Source organism: Lysinibacillus sp. CD3-6 (assembly GCF_006351725.2).
GTDB lineage: Bacteria > Bacillota > Bacilli > Bacillales_A > Planococcaceae > Lysinibacillus.
Genome location: NZ_CP085880.1, coordinates 305,191 through 325,647, shown reverse-complemented (window position 1 = coordinate 325,647; position 20,457 = coordinate 305,191). Strand labels below are relative to the sequence as shown.

Below are 20,457 nucleotides of genomic sequence, written 5' to 3'. Positions count from 1 at the left end.
GTTTTTTCGGTTTGTGGTATAAAAAAACTGAAAAAAGACTAGAGCAGGAGGAGATTATCATCAAATTAAGACAACAATATACTTGTCCGTTGGAGCTAGTTCAAGACATGATTAAAGGCAAATGGAAATGTATTATAATTTGGCGATTGCGGCTTGGTCCTACATCTCCATCAAAATTAAGACGCGACATTAAAGGAATAACTGAAAAAATGCTGTTACAACAATTAAAAGAGCTAATGGATTTTCAGTTAGTAAATAAGGAAGAATACCTTTCCACTTACCCGCTTCGAGTAGAATATCGTTTAAGTACAAAGGGACAAGAAGTTTTAAAATCATTAGAGATTTTGCAACGATTAGGTATTCAATATATCGAAGAAAATGAAATATTAGGACTTCAACAAACGTAGTACCCTAACAAAAAAGTGGGTAATTGTCGGCGATTTTTTCTCCATGTTATTATGACCTCAACAATACAATATGGAGGTAATCACCATGAAGAAAAAATATTTATTTATGCTATCCATTATTTCTCTGCTAGCAATAGCTGGATGCAGTAGCAAAGATGAAAAGACTTTTGTCGTAACAAGTTCTGGAATTGTGGATGGCGTTATTCAAGATCAATACGGGCAGCTAGGCGATTCGTTTAATGAGCATGGTATGCCAACTTATTCATTGCCTTTAAAGTTCGAAAATGCCCCAAAAGAAACTGTATCGTATGCATTAGTAATTGAGGACAAAGACGCTTTCCCAGTTAGTAAAGGATTCTCTTGGATTCATTGGACAGCAGCCAATATTCAAAAAGATGAGTTAAAAGAAAATGAAAGCCAATCAGCGACTGATTTTGTCCAGGGCGTCAATAGTTGGATGAGTCCTCAAGGAGGCAGCCAAAGCCCAGAGCTCTCAAGCTTTTACGGAGGAATGGCTCCGCCTGATAAACCGCATACATATGAAATCCATGTCTACGCATTAGATACTACGCTCGACTTAAAAAATGGGTTCTTTATGAACGAACTGTATCACGCAATGGATGGACATGTTTTAGCTGAATACACTTTAAAAGGCACGTATCCAAATAAAAAGTAAGTAGTAATTCCTTTAAAGCTATATCAAAGTAATTTTATAAAAAAATTAAGTCCAGGACTGCTCGATTTTGTGAGCCTCTGGACTTTTTTATTGCCTCCTTGTAACATTGGATTAAGAATAAATTGTTTTTAGATTTCTTCGTTCTAGTACTGATACACTATAAGCAACAATTTAGACAAAAAAAAGCCTAGTTAATTATTATTTTGTTTTCTTTACTCAATGAATATAGGATATACTTTTATAGTCCTGTTATTGGCACGTAAAATAAAAATTTAAAATTCAAGAAAGTTTTATTGGAGGTTTATTATGAATTACAGAATTATTAACAAACAAGTATTTGAACAAGCGCAGCTACGTTCGGTTTCGGATGTACCATTCACTGAGGAAGAACTTCAAAACGGCATGAAAATAGCAGTCTCTAAAGCGGATGATACGTTAGCTTTATATTTACTAGATATCGAAGGTCATAAAAAGTTCGAAGTGCGTTGGGATGATTCATCAGAAGTTTTCAACGGTTGGTATTCAGCATGGGATAATTTCTCTTGGTGCCTTGATGTCGTAAGCAAATAAATAGAACTTGATGAAATAATATCAACTAGAAACAACATCCTTTGTTTTCGGTTGATATTATTTTTATTTAAGTACGATTGTATCGGAGGATTGGTTATGAAAAATGCAAAGATAATAATGAGTATTTTATTTATTGTCATATTGGGCATACTGGCCATTTTACTTACTTCTGGTCCTCCTAAGCCAATTGTAACGGTAGAAGGGACAAAAATAACACTTGTACAAGGATCATATTGTTGGAAAAGGATTGCGGGAACAGGGTGTGTTGATAAAATTTCACCACCAGAGCTCCTTGAAAACAAAAAAATTACGCCCCTACCTGTATCCCCTAATAGCGAAATAAAGATCAAGTTTACTAAACCACCCATTGATGAACTAGAAGTAGCGTACTTGTTGAACAATAGCGAGAGTCCACTAGTAACAGTAGAAGATGATGCTTTTACTGCACCTAAAGAAGAAGGCATCTATATTTACTCTGTTTCAGGTAGATGGGCCAAGGGAAATTCGTCTTTCATTTTTAGTATACGTGTTAAATAATATTGTCTATCTATTTATGCGAAATCATTTGTTTTATAAGGAGTGATATATTTGAAACTTTTTAACAAGATTAAATTTATCCATCCTATAAGAAAGTACATACATTTCATTTTAATAATTTTGATGTTTTCACTTGTCATTCCCGCTGGATTCAATCCAAAATATTTAAATATAATCATGTTTATTTTTGGACTGGTAGTACTAAATCGTGGGTTTGATTATAAAGGAACGGATAAAAAAGCATTTTATCAATGCTTGTACACAGGTCTCACAATGTGTTTAGTTTTTCTAATATTATTCATCATCTAATAACTTTGGGTAAACCGTAACGGATAGAAATGATTTACTACATATCGATTAGAAAAAATAGTTTCGACTCCCTATAACTTTGTATAATTCATAAGCAATTTGAACATATATGGAGTAACAAGGGAGGTAATCATTATGAAAAAACTACTTTATTTCTTAGTACTACTCACATTATTACTATCAGCCTGTGGCAAAAATGCAGAACCGAAGGAAGTCGCAGTCGATCAAGACACATCTGTAAAGGATATCGTGGGGGCAGTGGTTAAAAATAAATTCACTGTAGAAGAAACAAAAGGAATTGTTACTATATCGATTCATGATACAGATGTACGAGAAGGCTCGAAAAATCAGATGCTGAAAGATTCTGGTAAAATATTTGCCGAGCTGTCGAAGCTAAAAAGTGTGAAAACACCTTCGATTATTTGGTTTGCCCCATTGACTGGCGCTAATAGTAATGAAGAAATGACGAAAGTATTAAGCATTTATTTTGACGAAGAAGATTTTAGAACCGTCAATTGGGCCGACTATTCACAATTAAATATAGAATCCATTGCCACTGAATATAAGGAAAACCCAGCTTTAGGTGATTAACACATCAAAAGATATTGGGACAAAGGAGAAAAAGTGTTAGATTGACTACGATCAATCTAACACTTTTTTGCTCTCAACGTTGATGTCCGCTACAGCGGACGCTTTCCGCGGGCACATCGTAAGCCGCAACCCTCGCTAACGCGCGGTTTGTTGCGTCTTACTTACTGTGCGTTCCCGCAGGAGTCGCCGCCTCCGCTACCATCAACTAGTTAATTGTTTGAGTGCCTGGCACGAACCCCTTATATACCCTCAGTATTCATTAATACAATACGCCAGCCATCTGGATCTTCAATCGTTACACCTTTTTCTGCCCAATAAAGATTTTCTGGCTCCACTTCTGGATAACCCATTTGCGACAGTCGTTTTACAATTCGTTGGATTGCTTCAATGTTTGGCATATAAAGCACAAGAAGATTATCCTTTGTCGGTGCGGGACACGGGCTTCCTTCAATGTGCTCAGTAAATTCTAAATGGTAATTGGCATTCGGCAGACCAATCATCATTCCATTGTAGCCTCGATGCCCTGTAAACGAACCAATCTTTTCTAAACCGACACCTTCACAATAAAACCTTTCTATTGCCGATAATTGATGAGTCGGTCTTGCAACGCGTACTTGTACAACTTCCTTTGCCCATTGTTCTTTCATCGCCATCTCTCCTTCTAGGACGATTATATAATGGGAAAACTTGAGAGGAGAACGGTCAATAGTCTGAGTTGTATTCCGCACGCCATATTAAATCTGCTTTTTGTAATGGCTGTTCCTTTGTTAAATAATAATCCTCCGCAACCCAATATCTTTTCTCATACTTCTCCCTTACTGCTGATACATCCCCTATATATGAATCACGCTTTAAAACTCTTTCTTCCCTAACATGTCTTGGACATTCTAAAAATATCGTGTAGTCATAAAATTCCCTCCACTCATTACGCTGAAGAAAGACTCCTTCTATTAATAAAATACTATTCGACACAAATAGCCTTTTACTATTTATCACTGTATTCGTTACCCGATTATAAAAAGGCAGTGTTAATTCTTGTTGATTATTATGTATTTTTAAAAGGCACTTTTTTATTAACTCTATATCCCATTGTAAATAATAATATTCAAACCATTCTTCATTGCCAGTATTGTAACGTTTTTCACTTTCTACAATGTAATCATCGATATGGAGCACATTGATGATATATTCATTTTCCAGCGCGCTCACTAGTTCCTTTACAACAGTTGTTTTCCCTGCCCCACCTAATCCGTCAATGGCAACAATAAGCGGCCTTTGTCCTCGATTTAGACTGTTAAATCGTTTTATTACTTCCGTTGTTACCTGAGACATCCTAAGCAATTATCTCACGCTCCTAAAATTAAAATAACCAGTCTACTTCTAAATAAAGTAAACTGGTCTTTTTTAAATTATTGGGATAACGCAACATCAAATGAAGCAGCAGTTTTCGCCTTTACTTCCTCCAATGTTACACCTTCTGCTAATTCTATTAGCTGCATTCCTGTAGCAGTAAAATCAAAAACAGCTAAATCCGTTATTAATCTGTGCACAACACCTTTGCCTGTTAACGGTAACTCACACTGCTTTTTAATTTTTGACTCCCCATTTTTATTCACATGCTCCATCACAACGACGACTCTTTTCGCACCGACAACAAGATCCATGGCGCCTCCCATGCCCTTTACCATTTTCCCTGGAATCATCCAATTGGCAAGATCACCTGTTTCGGAAACTTCCATTCCACCTAAAATAGCAAGATCAATATGCCCGCCACGAATCATGGCAAAGGATTCAGCACTATCAAAAAAAGATGCGCCTGGCACAGCTGTCACTGTTTCTTTGCCAGCATTGATGAGGTCAGCATCTACCGCACTTTCCTCTGGATATGGGCCGATTCCAAGAAGTCCATTTTCGGATTGTAAAAGCACCTCATAATTAGCAGGAATGGCATTGGCAATAAGTGTTGGAATACCGATACCTAAATTAACATTCATGCCATTTTCAATTTCCTGGACAGCTCTATTTACAATTTTATGTCTTGTATCCGCCATCATGCTTCCTCCTTCTTTTTAACAGTTAAACGTTCGATACGTTTTTCATAGTTTTCCCCGAGTAATACACGTTGCACAAAGACACCTGGTGTGTGGATATGATCTGGATCCAGTTCGCCCACTTCTACTATTTCTTCCACTTCCGCAATTGTAATTTTGCCTGACATCGCTGCTAACGGATTAAAATTACGCGATGTTTTTCGATAAATTAAATTGCCTAGCTTGTCTGCCTTCCATGCTTTGACAAGCGCAAAGTCTGCAACGATTCCTTCTTCTAAAATATATTCCTTACCATCAAACACCTTGACCTCTTTACCTTCAGCAATTGGCGTTCCAACCCCAGTAGCTGTATAAAAGCCAGGAATACCTGCTCCACCTGCTCGCAAACGCTCTGCTAATGTTCCTTGTGGTGCAAGTTCGACTTCTAGCTCACCACTTAAAAATTGCTGTTCAAATATTTTATTTTCCCCTACATAGGAAGCGATCATTTTTTTTATTTGTTTATTTGCTAGTAATAATCCTAATCCCCAATTATCTACACCACAGTTATTACTAATTACGGTTAAATCCTTTGTTCCCTTTTGTTGTAACGCAGCAATAGCCTTTTCTGGAATACCACTTAAACCGAAACCCCCTACTGCTAACGTAGCGCCATCATTTATATCTGCAACGGCTTCCTCAAACGAATTCCATACTTTCCCGTCCACCATATTGAAACCCCCTAAAATTGCTCGTTTATTAAAGAAAATTCTACCTCATTCCCGTTTTATAAGTAAAGGGATTAATTGGAATGGTATTTATGCTCATTTTGCATAAATCGATGGATACTATTCTTTTTCCGTTCGAATAGTCTTTAATAATTGTTTTAACGCATAAGATTGATATGTATTTTTTTTCGTAATTACACCGAGACGCCACGGCATATAAAAATTTTTTAATGGGATGATTTTCACATTCCGATTCGTTTGCTTTGCTGCAATAGAGTATGGCAAAAGGGTCACGCCTAAATTCGAGGACACCAGCTCTACAATTAAATCCCATTGTGAACTTTTATACCCTATTATTGGTGTGAAGCCTGCACCTTTGCATGATTTAATAACATAATCATGCAATGAAAATTCCTCAGTAAAAATAATGAACGTTTCATTTTTTAGCTCTTGCAATAAAATCTGTTCTTGATTGGCTAATGGGTGTTGGTCATTAATAAAAACAAAAAATTGATCTTCAACGAAAGATTGAACATTAAATTTCCGTTCGTCAGTCGGTAAAACTACGATGCCCATATCTACTTCTCCACTTTCTACTAAAGTACCAACTAATTTTGCTCCACGCTCGACTAGCTCTAAATGAACATTTGGATATTGGTGATGAAACTTACGTGCAATTTCAGGGAAAAACAAAGTGCCAATGAGCGGAGGGATACCCAATTTAATAGATCCCGTTTTGATGTTTAATAAATCATCTAGCAATATGTGCAAATCATGGACAGAACGCATAATTTTTTGACCTTGTTGATAAACGATATTACCAGCATCCGTTAACTCTACATGTCTTGTAGAACGATTTAATAACTCAACATGAAGATTCTCTTCTAACTTTTTAATGCTCTTACTTAATGAGGGCTGTGATACAAAGGTTTCACTTGCTGCTTTCGTAAAACTTCCATGTTCTACTACTGCCATAAGCGCCTTTAAATCTCGTAACTCCATATGAAAACTCCTTATTTATTCTAATTTGTTATGTAAAAATTCATTAAAGTACTAATTAGTTATAAATTCTCCTCATATTTTTTTAATCCTTCCTTGAAAGTAAAATACCTATAAATACAAGAATGATAAGGTTTTCTTATATATAAAATAATATTAATGTCTATTATTCTTGAGGGACATTATATTTTTTCATTTCTATTTAACGTTTCATTATCTGTCATTAATTCCATTTTTCTCTTTATTTACCTTGTTCTCTATGTAATATTAGAAATAAGGGATGGATGAAATAGAAAGGGGATTACTTAATTGAAAACGTTAACACGAATATCAAATGCTATTATGGAAAAATATTTACCTGACCCATACATATTTGTCACTATACTCACAGTACTTGTGTTGTTATTGGGAGTCACGTTAACAGATTCCTCACCATTAAATATGGTTACTTATTGGGGAGATGGCTTCTGGGGGTTGTTAGCTTTTACAATGCAAATGGTCATAGTTTTAGCTGCTGGTCATATTTTAGCGAATAGTCCCGTCTTTAAAAGAGGTTTATCGTCCGTTGCTAGTAAAATTAAAACTCCAAGTATGGCAATTATTATAGTGACATTTGTTTCTTTAATTGCTTGCTGGATTAACTGGGGATTTGGGCTTGTAATTGGCGCACTCTTTGCAAAGGAAATTGCACGTCATGTAAAAAAAGTGGACTATCGTTTACTAATCGCAAGTGCTTATTCAGGATTTGTTATATGGCACGGTGGTTTAGCAGGCTCAGTACCACTATCTATTGCAACAGATGGACATCCGTTTGAAAATATTATGGGTGTTGTACCAACAAACGTTACACTTTTCTCATCGTATAATCTATTTATTGTAATCGTCATCATACTAACACTTCCATTTTTTAATCGTTGGATGATGCCAAAAGAAGAAGATGTAGTTGAAGTTGAACCATCTTTATTAAAAGAGGAAAAAATAGAGCTACCTAAGGCAGATAACCATTTTGCAAGTCGTTCAGAGCGTAGTTATGTCTTAACAATCTTAATCGGACTTATTGGTGTTATTTATTTAATACATCATTTCATAACGAAAGGATTTGTATTAGATTTAAATGTTGTAAATACTATTTTCATTGTGCTCGGTATCATTTTCCACGGCACACCGCAACGCTTTCTAGCGGCAGCGCAAGATGCTATTAAAACTACGACAGGTATTGTTTTTCAATTTCCATTTTACGCTGGAATTATGGGGATGATGACCGCTTCTGGATTAGCTGCTGTATTTTCTGAGTGGTTTGTTAACATCTCTAATGGCCATACATTCTATTTATTTACATTTTACTCTGCAGGCCTTGTAAACTTTTTTGTGCCTTCTGGTGGTGGCCAATGGACAGTTCAAGCACCAATTATGTTGGATGCAGCAACTAAATTAGGCGCTGATTATGCTAAAACTGCTATGGCTATTGCTTGGGGAGATGCTTGGACGAATATGATTCAACCATTTTGGGCTCTACCTGCTCTTGCAATTGCTGGCTTAAAAGCAAAGGATATTATGGGCTTCTGTTTATTTATCCTTCTCTTTACAGGAGTTATCATCAGTATTGGGTTATACTTCTTCTAATAAAGATAGCCTTTTAGAACCTCATATTGAACGTTTTTAACGTTCTTGTGGGGTTTTTTGTTTATTTCAAAGACTAAGTAATGGTAAATTTCCGCAAATGTCGATATATTTGACTAGTTGGGCGTTTTCGAGGCTTTAGCATACTATAAATACATAAGTATTTTGTCGCAATTTTATAAAAGTTAGGAGATAGTAGCTATAACTCTGGTCGCCACTGTTCTATTAAATAATATTAAAAGGGATTTTGCGGATGCTAATTTATTTCATTATTTTTTGTGCCATTATTTTAGGGGGATTCTTTTTAAAAAGAATGTTTCAAATTAAAAAAGACCGTCTAGAAAAGAAAAAAATTATGGAGGAACGATTAAAAAAGCTTATTTTTACGAATTCTAAGTAACTATTAAATAAATTTCTATACACCAATACATATGTGGAATCTAACGTTAAAACAACACTTGTGCTAGTCTTTATTCTAATTCTAGCCCAACTACATAAGCGAAAAAAGTGACAACAAACTATGCTTTTTATTTCAAATCTTTTTAGTTTAGTGGTAAACTATCTATTGTCAATTAAATGAAGTAGTAATGAGTATGATTTGTGTTTAACTGTCAATACTCAGTTTATCACTCACACTAGGAGGAATTTTATTATGAAACGTGTTGAAAATAAAGTAGCACTTGTTACTGGCGGAGCGTCAGGTATCGGTTTATCTGCAGCAACTTTATTAGCTAAAGAAGGAGCTAAAGTTGTTATTGCTGACTATAATCTTGACGGTGCAAAAGAAATTGCTGATGTATTAGTAAAAGAAGGTTATGAAGCAGCTGCAGTATTCTTAGATGCTGGTGATGCTGATTCAATCAAAGCAGCAGTAGAATTCACTGTTGAGAAATTCGGTTCTTTAACAGTATTATTTAACAATGTTGGTTCAACAAACTTACAAAAAGATTTAGATGTTGTGAATATGGATTTAGAAGAGTTCGATCGTCTAGTTAACATCAACTTAAAATCAGTATTACTAGGTAGCCGTTTCGCTATTCCACATATGCAAAAAGCTGGTGGTGGTTCTATCATTAACACTGCTTCTATGGGTGGATTTGCAAGTGACCAAATCCGTACAGCTTACGGTACAACTAAAGCTGGCGTAGTTCACTTAACTAAATACATTGCTACTCAATACGGTAAAGATAAAATCCGTTGTAACGCTATCGCTCCAGGATTAATTTTAACTCCTGCTGCTAAAAACAGTTTACCAAAAGAATTACTAGAAATTTTCACAAAATACAATGCCCTACCATACAATGGTGAAGCAGATGATATCGGTTACGCAGTAGTGTACTTAGCTTCTGATGAATCTAAATTCATGACTGGTCAAACTCTTCAAATTGAAGGTGGCCATTATATTGCTAACCCAACAATTGCAGATACAAATGTTTGGGCTGCAAACCAACAAAAATAATAACCTTTTGACCTGATTGAAGTTGAACTTACGATCAGTGTAAAATGTAAAATGTGTTGAGATTCCGAGGCTTATATTTTCGGTATCTCTGGCTGTAGATAAACTCCAAAGAAATTTGGAATTGTCTACAGCCTTTTTTTAATAAATTGTTTGAGTGGCTGACAATCGCATAGGTATGCACCTAACATCATATCAGCTTCTTAAAGCGTAAAAATCCACTTCGCTTTCCGCGGGCACGTTGTAAGCCGCAACCCTCGCTGTCGTGCGGTTTGTTGCGTCTTACTATGCGTGCGTTCCCGCAGGAGTCTTCGTGGATTTTCCCTTTGTAGTTTTAGAATGCATAGGAAATTGTTTGAGTGCCTGACACCTATGCTAGCACCTATGCTTTTTCTAATGCTAATTTAATGCCAAAGCCAATTAGAACCGTTCCTGTTAGGCCTTCGATTACTGCCTTTGTCATAGGTTTTTTCATAAAAGTACTAATTTTATCTAATAAATATACATAGAAGATGAACCATAGTGCAGTCAAGGCGGTATAAATAAGCCCCATTAGTAGAAATGGGAAAAATGTGCTGTTTGAGCCATCTACAAATTGCGGTAAGAACGTTAAAAAAAATACGGCTACCTTTGGATTTGTAACATTCGTTAAGAAACCTTGCTTAAAGCATGATTGATGCCCATATTTATTATCAATTTGAGTGTCATCATTTACGACTGGAGACTGCGTGCGAATGGTCTTTAAAGTCCATAATGTTTTTACACCTAAATAGCATAAATACACCGCTCCTACGTATTTTAAAATAGCAAATATATAGGCTGACTTTACAATAATTGCAGAGAGTCCAATAACCGCTGCTAGTGTATGAATTAATAAACCGCAACATGAGCCAAGTATTGTTTGTAACCCACCCTTTTTATTAACTGTTAAAGTATTTTTTGTTGCAATAGCAGTATCAGGTCCAGGTAAAATTATTAATAAAATACACATCAATAAAAACATCGGAAAATTTTCCATGCTACTCCCTCCTATCCGTCTGAAAATTATAAAAATAATTCTACCATACGTTACCTCCTCGAAAAAGAGACCACTTAAAAATTTTTCCATCTCCTTTATGATTGACATATAACCATAAGGTGTTATATATTCATAACACCTTATGGTTATATTTTTTTATAAAAAGGAGACTATACAATGTCAGAGCAACTACAAAATATCGTTAAAACTGTTACACTAAATGCGCCTATCGAGAAGGCGTGGGAAACAGTTACAAATGCCGAAAAACTTGGCTCTTGGTTTATGCCAAATGATTTTAAACCTGTGGAAGGACATGAATTTACACTACAATCTCCATTTGGTCCATCCCCATGTAAAGTAGAAAAAGTAGATGCACCTCATTTTGTGCGTTTCGCATGGGATACTGATGGCTGGTTTGTCACATTCGAGTTAAAGCAAGTTGGAGAGCAAACAGAATTTACATTAACGCATGGCGGCTGGAAAGAAGCATCTCATATTATTCCAAAAGCTAACATGTCAGCGGAAGCTGTTCGTCAAAATATGGATGGTGGCTGGACAATGCTTGTTGGTAAAAAGCTAAAAGAGATTGCAGAAACAAAATGACACAGCTCGCACAACAGTATGATGTTTTTCAAGCAATCGCTGACCCAACAAGACGTCATGTACTTCAACTGCTAGCCGAAAGCGATAAACCAATAGCTCTTCTTTCAGAACATTTTACGATTAGCAGAACTGCTGTCGTCAAACATCTACACGTATTGGAGCAAGCTAAGCTAGTATCCGCCCAAAAAAAGGGTCGAGAAAAAATTTACACGTTACACATTGAACGCTTAAAAGAAATTGAAGATTGGTTACAATACTTTCATTTATTTTGGGATAATAAACTGGCACAATTACAAACGATGGTCGAAAACGATTAACCTAGTTTTTATGGCAGGAAAAATAAACAAGCCACAACAATATGCATATGCAATCGTTGCGGCTTTCTTTTATCTCATATAAAATAATCCACCATTTACAATTTCGATTTTAATTTTTGCATCGTATTGTTCTTCTAATGCTTTTCTCTCTATTTCATAACACTCTGGCTTTTCTTCCACATCTTCATAAAAGAAGTCTAACACGCGTTGATCCCGTTGCCATCTTTTTTTAGCCTGTTCAGCCCATGTATGATCATCTTGTTGAATAATTGCATCGATCGCTTCATCCAAACGTTGAAGCCCACGTAAAGGCTTAATTATATATTGTACATAAAAAGCATTTTCCGACTGCTTAATATCCCACTCAAAATGATTTATTGTTTCATGGAAATGATCATTTATTGTACCTGTCAGTAAGTTAATACCAAAAGAATACAGCATTTCTTTCGTTTGGTCACAACAATACGACACTTTATAATTTACACCAAGCCAAGGAGTAAGCATGACTTGCCCTATACTCGCATCTACTTTTTGAAACATTTGGACATATGCTCCTAGCTCTCTCGTAGCTTGAAACAATTGATTGAGCCTTGGAGAACCAAAATGGACGACTTCCCCGATTATTTTTTCTGACAATGCACTTTGATCTGTAATAAAGGTAACTTGTGCAGGGTTAGGTTCGCTATTTGTCGCTTCTACGTATTGCCAGTAAAAAGGGCGATTCATAATTCTTTTATCAACAGCAATCGTTAATTGTACTGTTAAGTAATGGTCACTCTCCCATACCATTTCGCATTCATTTTCTAAAAAAAATTGTCGTAAATAACTGTGAACCTGTTGTGGATACATGCCCCTCTCCCCTTACAAATCAATTACGGCTTGGAATATTGCGTTTAGATTTGTCAGTCTGCTCGAAAAGCTCCTCTTCAAATCTGCGACATATGCCAATGCCTTTTTTATTAAGAATAGCAATCCTCACTACAAGAAAACTTCTATAAATGCGGGTTATACAGATTTTTTGAAATTTGTTAAAATGGCATCTAAGTCTCCTACTACCTTTTCAAAAACATCAATTTTTGTATGCAGTAATGCCAAAATATCCTTTTCAATCGTATCTTCTACCGCAAGATTATAAATATGGACATCATGCTCTTGTCCTAAACGGTGAACACGACCTATGCGTTGCTCAAGCTTCATTGGATTCCAAGGCAAATCGTAGTTAATTACGTGATGGCAAAATTGAAGGTTAATCCCTTCGCCCCCTGCCTCTGTTGCAATTAATACTTGCGCTTTTTCCTTAAATATATGCTTCATGTAATCCCGCTTGTTTTTATTAAACTTCCCATTAAATAAAACACTCGTTATGCCATGTGAATGTAAATACCACTGTAAATAAATTTGAGTTGCACGATATTCAGTAAAAATAATGACTTTATCTTTAGCCTGTTCAATAATCTCTAGCGTCTTCTCAGCTTTAGAATTCACTTCTAATGACATAACTTTTGCAAGAATTGCTTCTAGCTCCTCGCGTTCGGAACTATTTTCAAGCATTTTGGACAGCGTTAAAGCTGTTGCCTCTTTGCTGCTACACATTTCTTTTTGCAATGTAATTAATGAGAAAGAGCCTGTTGAGGTAAGCGAGCCAAGCAAATGATAAACTTCCATTTCCTCAGGGCTAAATTGAATAGGCACTATTTGAACGCGTCGACTAGTCCATTCGATGCCCGTGTCCTCTCTTCGATTCCTTACCATGACCTGATTGACTAGTTCTTTTAAATAGTCATCGTGTTGTAAATCATGCTTACTTGCTGAAAATGCAGATTGGAACGTCTCATAATTGCCAAGATGACCTGGCTTCAGTAGCGAAATCAGATAATAAAGCTCAAAAACATCATTTTGAATCGGCGTTGCGGTTAATAATAAGCAAAACTTCTTCTTTAATCCTTGTACAAATTCGTAAATTTGTGTTTTATGATTTTTTAATTTATGTGCCTCATCAATAATAATCATGTCATAATTTTGCGCATAAATTAATTCTTTATGTGGGCTTTTTTTTGCCGTATCCATGCTCATAATAACAATATCGTAACGCTCAATCGGGCAATTTTTTTTATACGCAATAGCTGGAATATGAAATTTTTGATTTAATTCTTCAATCCATTGATTAATAAGAGATGCAGGTGCTAAAATCAGCGCTTTTTTCACTAGCCCTCGTATCATGTATTCCTTTAGTATTAAGCCCGCTTCAATTGTTTTCCCTAGCCCCACCTCATCTGCAAGTATCGCTTTCCCATTCATTCGTTCTATAACGGTTTGCGCTGCTTCTAGCTGATGGGCAAGTGGTGTTAGCTTTGGTAAAAACTTTGTTGCTTGTAAACCTGTAAATTCCGGAATTAAATTCATTTTCACAATTTCATAGTTCGTTTTGTACAAAGTCCAACTATGCCATTTTTCATCGTTTTCCAGCCTATTTATCAATCCTTCTTGCCAATCGGACGACCTCTCCACAATCATGATCATCACCTCATGCTATTATTTCTAAATTAGGTTGTCCAAAAAAGAAAAAGCTATGTTAGATTTTGCTCATGAAAAAATATACATATTTTAAGTGACATGCACATGACTTGTTCAAATAATTTAATTCGAGAAATGACATTGATTAAGATTTAGCTAAAGAGGATTTAATGATTAAAACGAAGCATAATAATATCCAAGCTATATAGGATGATAGAAGACGTTAGTTTTTATAAAAGATTTTCGCATAGTATTGAATTATAAAAAGAGAAGGCTTTTATGCCTTCTCCTTCTACTATTCACGTTACTTCACATATGCGACAGCTCTTACTGGCGATGCAGTTGAGTTTTTCAATTTAAGCGGCAGTGCCATAAAAGTAAAACGGTCATTTAAAGGTAACTGTTCAAGGTTAACTAGGTTTTCTACTATATAAATAGGAACACTTAGCAGCTTTAAATGTACTTCACGTTTCATATTGTCATGAACATCTATATTCGCTAAATCAAGACCGATGCATTTAACTTGCTTATCAAATAACCAATCACCTGCACAAGTTGCAAATGCATGCTCTTCAAAAAAGTCTCCTTGACCCCACTTTGCAGTGCGTGTTCTTACTAACACAATATCACCTTGCTGAACAGTAATTCCTTGTCTTTGCTCAGCCTGTGAAAGCATCTCTGCTGTAACAGGTTCAAATGGATCTTTGAAAGAGGAAACATCAAGTAAGACAGCATCTCCATATGTTTTTGTTAAATCCATTTCAGCAGTAGATTCCCCACCTCTTATAAAGTGAAGAGGTGCATCAATATGTGTTCCACTATGATCAGACATACGTAAAAAGCGAGATTCAAATCCTTCACATGGAGCTACGTAGCGATGACCAGAATTATCAAAAGTGGATTCTTCTTGTATCGCAATCGGTGGATGTGATGTGTAAGAAACTAAACCATCATAAATTTCTAATGTTAAATCAATAATTTTCATTTAAATTTCCTCCTTAAACTGAATCACAACTTTGCCATTTACTTTATTAAGGGCACTTTCAAAACCATCAAGACTATCTTTAAATGGAACAGTGTGTGCGATTAACTTATTAAATGGATAGTTTGCATCTGCAGCCATTTGTAAAACCGCTTCATAATTAGCTTGTGTAATGCCATAACTGCCTTTTATCATTATTTCACCACGTACAATTTGATCCATTGGCACAGCAAACTCAGCAGAATTGATGCCGACTAATACAAGCTGTCCACCACGTTTAAGTAAACGAAGTGCCTCTTTCGGAATAGCTGGATGACCAGAGCAGTCAATGATAGCATCATAGCCTGCAAAATTATCGTGAATCAGCTCCTCCGTAGAAACAAATGTTGCATGTACTCCGATCTCTTTTGCTAAATGCAAACGATTTTCATCTTGTGGAACTCCCAGCATATGTGTTTCTTGATTACCCGCTCCTACTAATATAGCTGCTACCCCTAATCCTATCGGTCCAGGTCCAATTACTAAAATCGCCTTGTTCTTATAATCAGGTACTTTTAAAACGGCTGTATAACTAACTGCTAGTGCTTCCGAAATAGCTGCTACTTCATCACTTACTGCATCGTCAATGACAATAATATTATTTACATCAACTACCATATACTGTGCCATGCCACCAGCCTCACGGAATCCATATCGCAGTGCCTCCGTCGGTGTTTTGATTAATTTATAGTCATTAAAATCACAGCAATTCGTTTCACCACGTTGACAATAATCACATACCCCACAGCTTTTATATGGATTAATGACCACTCTCTTATTTAAAAGGGATTTATTACCAGAATCCCCCATAGCTATTACTGTTCCCGTTACTTCATGCCCTAGCACAAGGGGGTAAGTGACCCAGTCATAGCCACCATGCCCGTCATACATATGCAAATCACTTCCACAAATCCCAACGGCACTTACTTTCAATAAACATTCATTACTATTTAATTCAGGAACAGAATAAGTTTTAAATTGAACATCCTTTTTCTTTGCTGAACACTTTACTAATGCTGTATATTCCATCACCAATTCGACTCCTATTCTCATTTCATATTTACTGCTTTTATTGGATCGCTACTGAACTAATTTAATAATATCTATTAGGATTTTTTCTTTTTCGGCTAAATATTGTTGTTTATCGATAGATGACCAATCATAGAAGCCCTGATTGGTTTTCATACCATATTGTTTGGCTTCTATTTTTGCATGATGTATTGCAAGTGGTTTCGTACCATTCTCTAAAGTCGGGTATACATGATCGACAATGGCATAATGTGTATCTAAACCATTAATATCCCGTTGCTCAAGTGGTCCTGTATGAGCTAATCGTACACCAAGGCTCATTTTAGCAATAAAGTCGAGCTCTTCAGCAGTTACAATTCCTTTTTCAACTAAAGACATCGCTTCTCTTGCAAGTGCACTTTGTAGTCTGTTTGCTACAAAGCCCTCAATTTCCCGTTTTAACAAAATAGGCTTTTTACAAACACCCTGTAAAAATTCCATAGTAGCATTTGCCCGTTCCTGGGCTGTATAAGCGCTAGGTACCACTTCTATTAAAGGGGTAATATGTGCGGGAGAAAAGAAATGCGTCCCGATTAAGCGTTCTTTATGCAACATATTCACTGCAATATCGCTAATTAAATAACTCGAAGTATTGGTACAAAACGTAACTTCTCTTCCATAAAATGAATCCAGTTGTTCAAATAAAGATTGCTTAGCCTGTAAATTTTCAACAATTGCTTCAAAAACAAATGATAAATCATCAATTTGTTCTAGTTGCTGTAAAAAAGTAATTTCGTGTAAATCCGATTGCTGCTTCAATTGCTGTAATCTTTCCATATTAGGCTCATATAAATAAACATCCACGTTATATTGCACAAAATATTTCGCGATAGCCGAGCCCATAAAGCCTCCGCCTATTATTAGTACTTTTTGCATTGTTAGTTCTCCTTCGTTAGGCTTTACTTTCTTCATCATTCCATAAAGCTTTGATGCCAACCGCATAAATACATATTGCTTTTACTTCATCTAAAATATCGACACTCGCACCGAGTGAAATGGCATTTGTTTTATGAATCAGAATGCCTTTTTTATAGCCATCGCAAACGTTTATAGCATACAGCAATAATTCCTTCAGTAATCTAGATACTGCACCATCTCGTAAAGATGTTGTACGCAAGTTGCTATATGTTAGTAAAGTGTCTGGTGCATAATCTACTAAATATTGAATCCATGTTGGTAATACATCGAACTCTCTTTGATAATAGTCAATACATTCCTGCTGGGAGGAAAATGCATCAACCTCTTTGCCAATTTTAGTGGCCTGTGCGTCACCTGATAGCTGAATTGCATAGGTGATAGCTTCTATTCCAGATAACCAAGTTGGAATACCTCTAGAAATAATAGCTGATGCAATTAGTTCTGCCATTTCTGTGACAGCATTGCCCTCTTCCACTGCTTGCTTTACGAAATAAAGCATTTGTTTTTCCTCACGTCTTGCTGCAAATAATCCTACAAGTAACAATGTTTTTTCTTTTCTTGTTAAAGCCCCTTCTGTTAGAAGTGCTTGATACATGCTGGACATTTATATTTCCCCCTCAGGTACTGGCTATTTGACATATGTCGCTGTCCGCTACGGGCGGGTGCTTTCCGCGGGCACACCGTAAGCCGCACCCCTCGCTACGCGCGGTCTGTTGCGTCTTACGTTTTGTGCGTTCCCGCAGGAGTCACCGCCTTTGCTACCATCATCTAGTGCTATCTGCAAATTTTTATCTAGGCAAAAGAAAGATTAGCTAGGTTCTTCTTCATAATTAATAGTAAAAATTCACGAACATTTTTACTTCTATTATAAATATTTTAGTTTTGTCCCATGTGTCGTCGCTGTCCGCTACGGCGGATGCTTTCCGCGGGTTTACTGGCGATTCACGGGTTTTTATCGGCGATTTCCACTGTCTTATCGGCGATTCACATGCTTCCATCGGCGATTTCCACTATCTTATCGGCGATTCACGGGCTTCCATCGGCGATTTCCACTGTCTTATCGGCGATTCACGGGCTTCCATCGGCGATTTCCACTGTCTTATCGGCGATTCACGAGCTTCTATCGGCGATTTACGAACTTCTTTCAATGCAAAAAATTCGCTCTCTTTCTGTGGAGGAACCGCAACCCTCCCAAATGCTAAAGCATCTGCGGAGGCTCGCTTGGCTCGCTTTCCCACAGAAGTTTAGCGAATTTTTTGCTGAAATCCTATAACCTTAACTCATCATTTTCTAAAGTAAATATGACCAAGCTAACATTGCTATAATGTAAATAACACCTACGAAGAACATAATCATAACTAGGAAGCCCATAATATCTTTTAACTTCAAGCGAGAAAGTGCCAGTGCTGGTAAAATCCAGAATGGTTGTACTAAATCGTTCCAAGCATTCCCTAACATAACGGACATTGACGTTTCTGATAAGGATGCGCCTAATTCTTTTGCTGCCTCAATCATAAATGGACCTTGTACTGTCCAGTGTCCTCCTGCAGATGGTGCAAAGAAGTTAATGAAGAAGGAACTAATTAATCCCCAGAAAGGAAGTGTTTGTTCGTTTGATAGGTCAACGAATATTTTAGCAATAGTGTCCACTAAACCCGAAGCTGCCATGATCGCCATAATCCCCGCGTAGAACGGAAATTGCAGTATAATTCCTGAAATAGTTTTAACCCCATCAGCTAAGTGCTCAACATAACGGGCAGGCGTGCCTAGTAAAATAATTCCTAAGAATAAAATAATAAAGTTTAAAATATTTAAGTTTAATGAATTCCCTTTTGTGAAATAGATTACAATATAAATCAGCCCTAACGCACCAATTGCGTAAGCTAGAATGCGGCTGTTATTTAATTTATTCGCTAATGTATTGTCTTCCAAAAGGTTTAATTTTGCCTTTGGTTGGTCTGCATATAATGCGGGATCAATCTCCACAACATTTTTAGGATCTTTTGGATGCAGCATTGCATTAAATAGCGGTAATGTAATTAATAAAACAATTGTTGTAATAATCATTGGTAAGCTAAAAATTGTTTCTGATAATGTAACTAAACCCATGGCACCTTCTAAGAAGTGACCAGGCGTTGAAATTAAAATCGGAATAGAGGCAGATATACCTAATCCATAGAAAGTGAATCCAGAATAGGCAGCTGCAATAATTAGCGGATAATGGACCCCTTTAACTTTTAACGCTAATTTTTTCGCGATAATCCCACCAATTACTAAACCAAATCCCCAGTTTAAATAACTACCGATACCTCCAACAAGTGTTGCCACAATAATTGCCATTTTTGGTGTATGAACCATACTAGCAATTTTATTTAATAACTTATCTGTTATAGGTGCTGTAGCTAATACATAACCCATTGCAAGAATGACAGCCATTTGTGTTGTAAAGGCTAGTAAATCCCAAAAGCCACCACCCCAGGCAGTTGTTAGATCCATAAAACTAATATCTTCAACTATTAGAGCCAATACAAACGTTAATAATGTAAGTCCAATTGCAAATACAAATGGGTCTGGTAAATATTTTTTCATTACATTTGTGAAAAAATTCGTTAACTTTTCCATACAATTTCCCCCTTGATGTGTTCTCCTAAGTAATTTTTGGAATTAGCTCTTTAACGTGTAAACATGATAAAATAAAATCACAATCTTTACATGTTGGAGGGCATTTTCTTGCAAAAATTAACTAGTATTTTAGTGACCGCTTATGCTAAGGCACCCCAAGGCACGTCTATGTACGAGATGTACAAACATGCCGGCATTGTGTTAGAAATCGATCAACAAAGTCATAAAATTATTGATGCAGAATTTACATTTGTTACTGATCTTGCTCAAGATTTCTTTAAACGAATGTTAATAGGCTTTGATCTTACCGCCAATATTGATGAATTAATTGCTCGTGTAGATGAGCACTATTATGCTCCATCAAGTGGATCAGTCGTAGTAGCTCTAAAGTCTGCGCAAAAAAGATATCTTGAAAAAATTCAAAAAGATAGCTAAGTATTTTCACCGAGTCAT

23 protein-coding genes are annotated in these 20,457 nt (G+C 36.3%); 10 read left to right on the top strand and 13 right to left on the bottom strand.

The annotated features are described in order from the left end of the window. Window positions 1-107: 107 nt before the first annotated feature. The 5 genes from FH508_RS01570 (at window position 108) to FH508_RS01550 (ending at window position 3,090) form a co-directional block, all read left to right on the top strand. Window positions 108-407 carry a winged helix-turn-helix transcriptional regulator gene (locus FH508_RS01570; RefSeq protein WP_217270281.1) on the top strand — a complete coding sequence of 100 codons (300 nt, stop codon included), beginning with the start codon at window positions 108-110 and terminating at the stop codon, window positions 405-407. A gap of 85 nt (window positions 408-492) precedes the next feature. Next, window positions 493-1,083 (top strand): YbhB/YbcL family Raf kinase inhibitor-like protein, encoded by a 591-nt coding sequence (locus tag FH508_RS01565; RefSeq protein WP_217270282.1) that lies wholly within the window; start codon window positions 493-495, stop codon window positions 1,081-1,083. 306 nt (window positions 1,084-1,389) lie between these two features. Continuing rightward, entirely contained in the window at window positions 1,390-1,653 is a 264-nt protein-coding gene (locus FH508_RS01560; protein WP_173478775.1) for a hypothetical protein, read from the top strand. A 96-nt stretch (window positions 1,654-1,749) separates the two neighbouring features. Continuing rightward, window positions 1,750-2,190, top strand: a complete 441-nt coding sequence (locus FH508_RS01555) for a hypothetical protein (protein WP_173478776.1) — start codon at window positions 1,750-1,752, stop codon at window positions 2,188-2,190. A gap of 444 nt (window positions 2,191-2,634) precedes the next feature. Further along, complete coding sequence (locus FH508_RS01550) at window positions 2,635-3,090, top strand: hypothetical protein (RefSeq protein ID WP_173478777.1); 456 nt, start codon at window positions 2,635-2,637, stop codon at window positions 3,088-3,090. A 239-nt stretch (window positions 3,091-3,329) separates the two neighbouring features. Here FH508_RS01550 and FH508_RS01545 read toward each other — a convergent pair whose 3' ends face one another. From FH508_RS01545 to FH508_RS01525, 5 genes are all read right to left on the bottom strand, one after another. After that, window positions 3,330-3,737: a VOC family protein gene (locus FH508_RS01545; protein ID WP_139859500.1), complete on the bottom strand. Its 408-nt coding sequence runs from the start codon at window positions 3,735-3,737 to the stop codon at window positions 3,330-3,332. Window positions 3,738-3,792: 55 nt separating this feature from the next. Beyond that, the gene (locus FH508_RS01540; RefSeq protein ID WP_139859511.1) at window positions 3,793-4,422 is read right to left on the bottom strand and encodes a kinase; all 630 of its coding nucleotides are present in this window, start codon (window positions 4,420-4,422) and stop codon (window positions 3,793-3,795) included. 77 nt (window positions 4,423-4,499) lie between these two features. Then, window positions 4,500-5,141, bottom strand: coding sequence for a 3-oxoacid CoA-transferase subunit B (locus tag FH508_RS01535; protein ID WP_139859509.1), 642 nt, complete (start codon window positions 5,139-5,141; stop codon window positions 4,500-4,502). Then, window positions 5,141-5,851 (bottom strand): CoA transferase subunit A, encoded by a 711-nt coding sequence (locus tag FH508_RS01530; protein WP_173478778.1) that lies wholly within the window; start codon window positions 5,849-5,851, stop codon window positions 5,141-5,143. Before FH508_RS01530 ends, FH508_RS01535 begins: the two co-directional genes overlap by 1 nt. A gap of 117 nt (window positions 5,852-5,968) precedes the next feature. Continuing rightward, window positions 5,969-6,850 (bottom strand): LysR family transcriptional regulator, encoded by an 882-nt coding sequence (locus FH508_RS01525; protein WP_173478779.1) that lies wholly within the window; start codon window positions 6,848-6,850, stop codon window positions 5,969-5,971. Window positions 6,851-7,156: 306 nt separating this feature from the next. Here FH508_RS01525 and FH508_RS01520 point away from each other — a divergent pair, with 306 nt between their 5' ends. Both FH508_RS01520 and FH508_RS01515 read left to right on the top strand, forming a co-directional pair. Then, window positions 7,157-8,470 carry a short-chain fatty acid transporter gene (locus FH508_RS01520; protein WP_173478780.1) on the top strand — a complete coding sequence of 438 codons (1,314 nt, stop codon included), beginning with the start codon at window positions 7,157-7,159 and terminating at the stop codon, window positions 8,468-8,470. A gap of 649 nt (window positions 8,471-9,119) precedes the next feature. Further along, window positions 9,120-9,926, top strand: a complete 807-nt coding sequence (locus FH508_RS01515) for an SDR family NAD(P)-dependent oxidoreductase (RefSeq protein WP_173478781.1) — start codon at window positions 9,120-9,122, stop codon at window positions 9,924-9,926. A 379-nt stretch (window positions 9,927-10,305) separates the two neighbouring features. On the opposite strand, the gene FH508_RS01510 is transcribed toward FH508_RS01515, so the two are convergent. After that, window positions 10,306-10,941, bottom strand: coding sequence for a LysE family translocator (locus FH508_RS01510; protein WP_173478782.1), 636 nt, complete (start codon window positions 10,939-10,941; stop codon window positions 10,306-10,308). Between the two features lie 177 nt (window positions 10,942-11,118). On the opposite strand from FH508_RS01510, the gene FH508_RS01505 reads away from it, so the two are divergent. Together FH508_RS01505 and FH508_RS01500 are read left to right on the top strand one after the other, a co-directional pair. Next, window positions 11,119-11,544: an SRPBCC family protein gene (locus FH508_RS01505; protein ID WP_173478783.1), complete on the top strand. Its 426-nt coding sequence runs from the start codon at window positions 11,119-11,121 to the stop codon at window positions 11,542-11,544. After that, on the top strand, window positions 11,541-11,861 hold the full coding sequence (locus FH508_RS01500; protein ID WP_173478784.1) for an ArsR/SmtB family transcription factor: 321 nt from the start codon (window positions 11,541-11,543) through the stop codon (window positions 11,859-11,861). Before FH508_RS01505 ends, FH508_RS01500 begins: the two co-directional genes overlap by 4 nt. A 69-nt stretch (window positions 11,862-11,930) precedes the next feature. On the opposite strand, the gene FH508_RS01495 is transcribed toward FH508_RS01500, so the two are convergent. The 7 genes from FH508_RS01495 to FH508_RS01465 all read right to left on the bottom strand — a co-directional run bounded on the left by FH508_RS01495 (window position 11,931) and on the right by FH508_RS01465 (window position 20,004). Next, entirely contained in the window at window positions 11,931-12,710 is a 780-nt protein-coding gene (locus tag FH508_RS01495) for a YqhG family protein (protein WP_173478785.1), read from the bottom strand. A gap of 156 nt (window positions 12,711-12,866) precedes the next feature. Next, a complete protein-coding gene (locus FH508_RS01490; RefSeq protein ID WP_370635699.1) occupies window positions 12,867-14,381 on the bottom strand; it encodes a DEAD/DEAH box helicase in 1,515 nt (504 codons plus the stop codon). Between the two features lie 298 nt (window positions 14,382-14,679). Beyond that, window positions 14,680-15,360, bottom strand: coding sequence for a cyclase family protein (locus tag FH508_RS01485; protein WP_173478787.1), 681 nt, complete (start codon window positions 15,358-15,360; stop codon window positions 14,680-14,682). Further along, window positions 15,361-16,425 carry a zinc-dependent alcohol dehydrogenase gene (locus FH508_RS01480; protein ID WP_228134498.1) on the bottom strand — a complete coding sequence of 355 codons (1,065 nt, stop codon included), beginning with the start codon at window positions 16,423-16,425 and terminating at the stop codon, window positions 15,361-15,363. 51 nt (window positions 16,426-16,476) lie between these two features. Next, the gene (locus FH508_RS01475) at window positions 16,477-17,376 is read right to left on the bottom strand and encodes a 3-hydroxyacyl-CoA dehydrogenase NAD-binding domain-containing protein (protein WP_255639739.1); all 900 of its coding nucleotides are present in this window, start codon (window positions 17,374-17,376) and stop codon (window positions 16,477-16,479) included. Then, on the bottom strand, window positions 17,357-17,986 hold the full coding sequence (locus FH508_RS01470) for a carboxymuconolactone decarboxylase family protein (RefSeq protein WP_173478790.1): 630 nt from the start codon (window positions 17,984-17,986) through the stop codon (window positions 17,357-17,359). Before FH508_RS01470 ends, FH508_RS01475 begins: the two co-directional genes overlap by 20 nt. Window positions 17,987-18,672: 686 nt before the next feature. Beyond that, window positions 18,673-20,004, bottom strand: coding sequence for a short-chain fatty acid transporter (locus FH508_RS01465; protein ID WP_173478791.1), 1,332 nt, complete (start codon window positions 20,002-20,004; stop codon window positions 18,673-18,675). Between the two features lie 108 nt (window positions 20,005-20,112). Here FH508_RS01465 and FH508_RS01460 point away from each other — a divergent pair, with 108 nt between their 5' ends. Continuing rightward, the gene (locus tag FH508_RS01460) at window positions 20,113-20,439 is read left to right on the top strand and encodes a DUF3870 domain-containing protein (protein WP_173478792.1); all 327 of its coding nucleotides are present in this window, start codon (window positions 20,113-20,115) and stop codon (window positions 20,437-20,439) included. The last annotated feature ends 18 nt before the right edge of the window (window positions 20,440-20,457 follow it).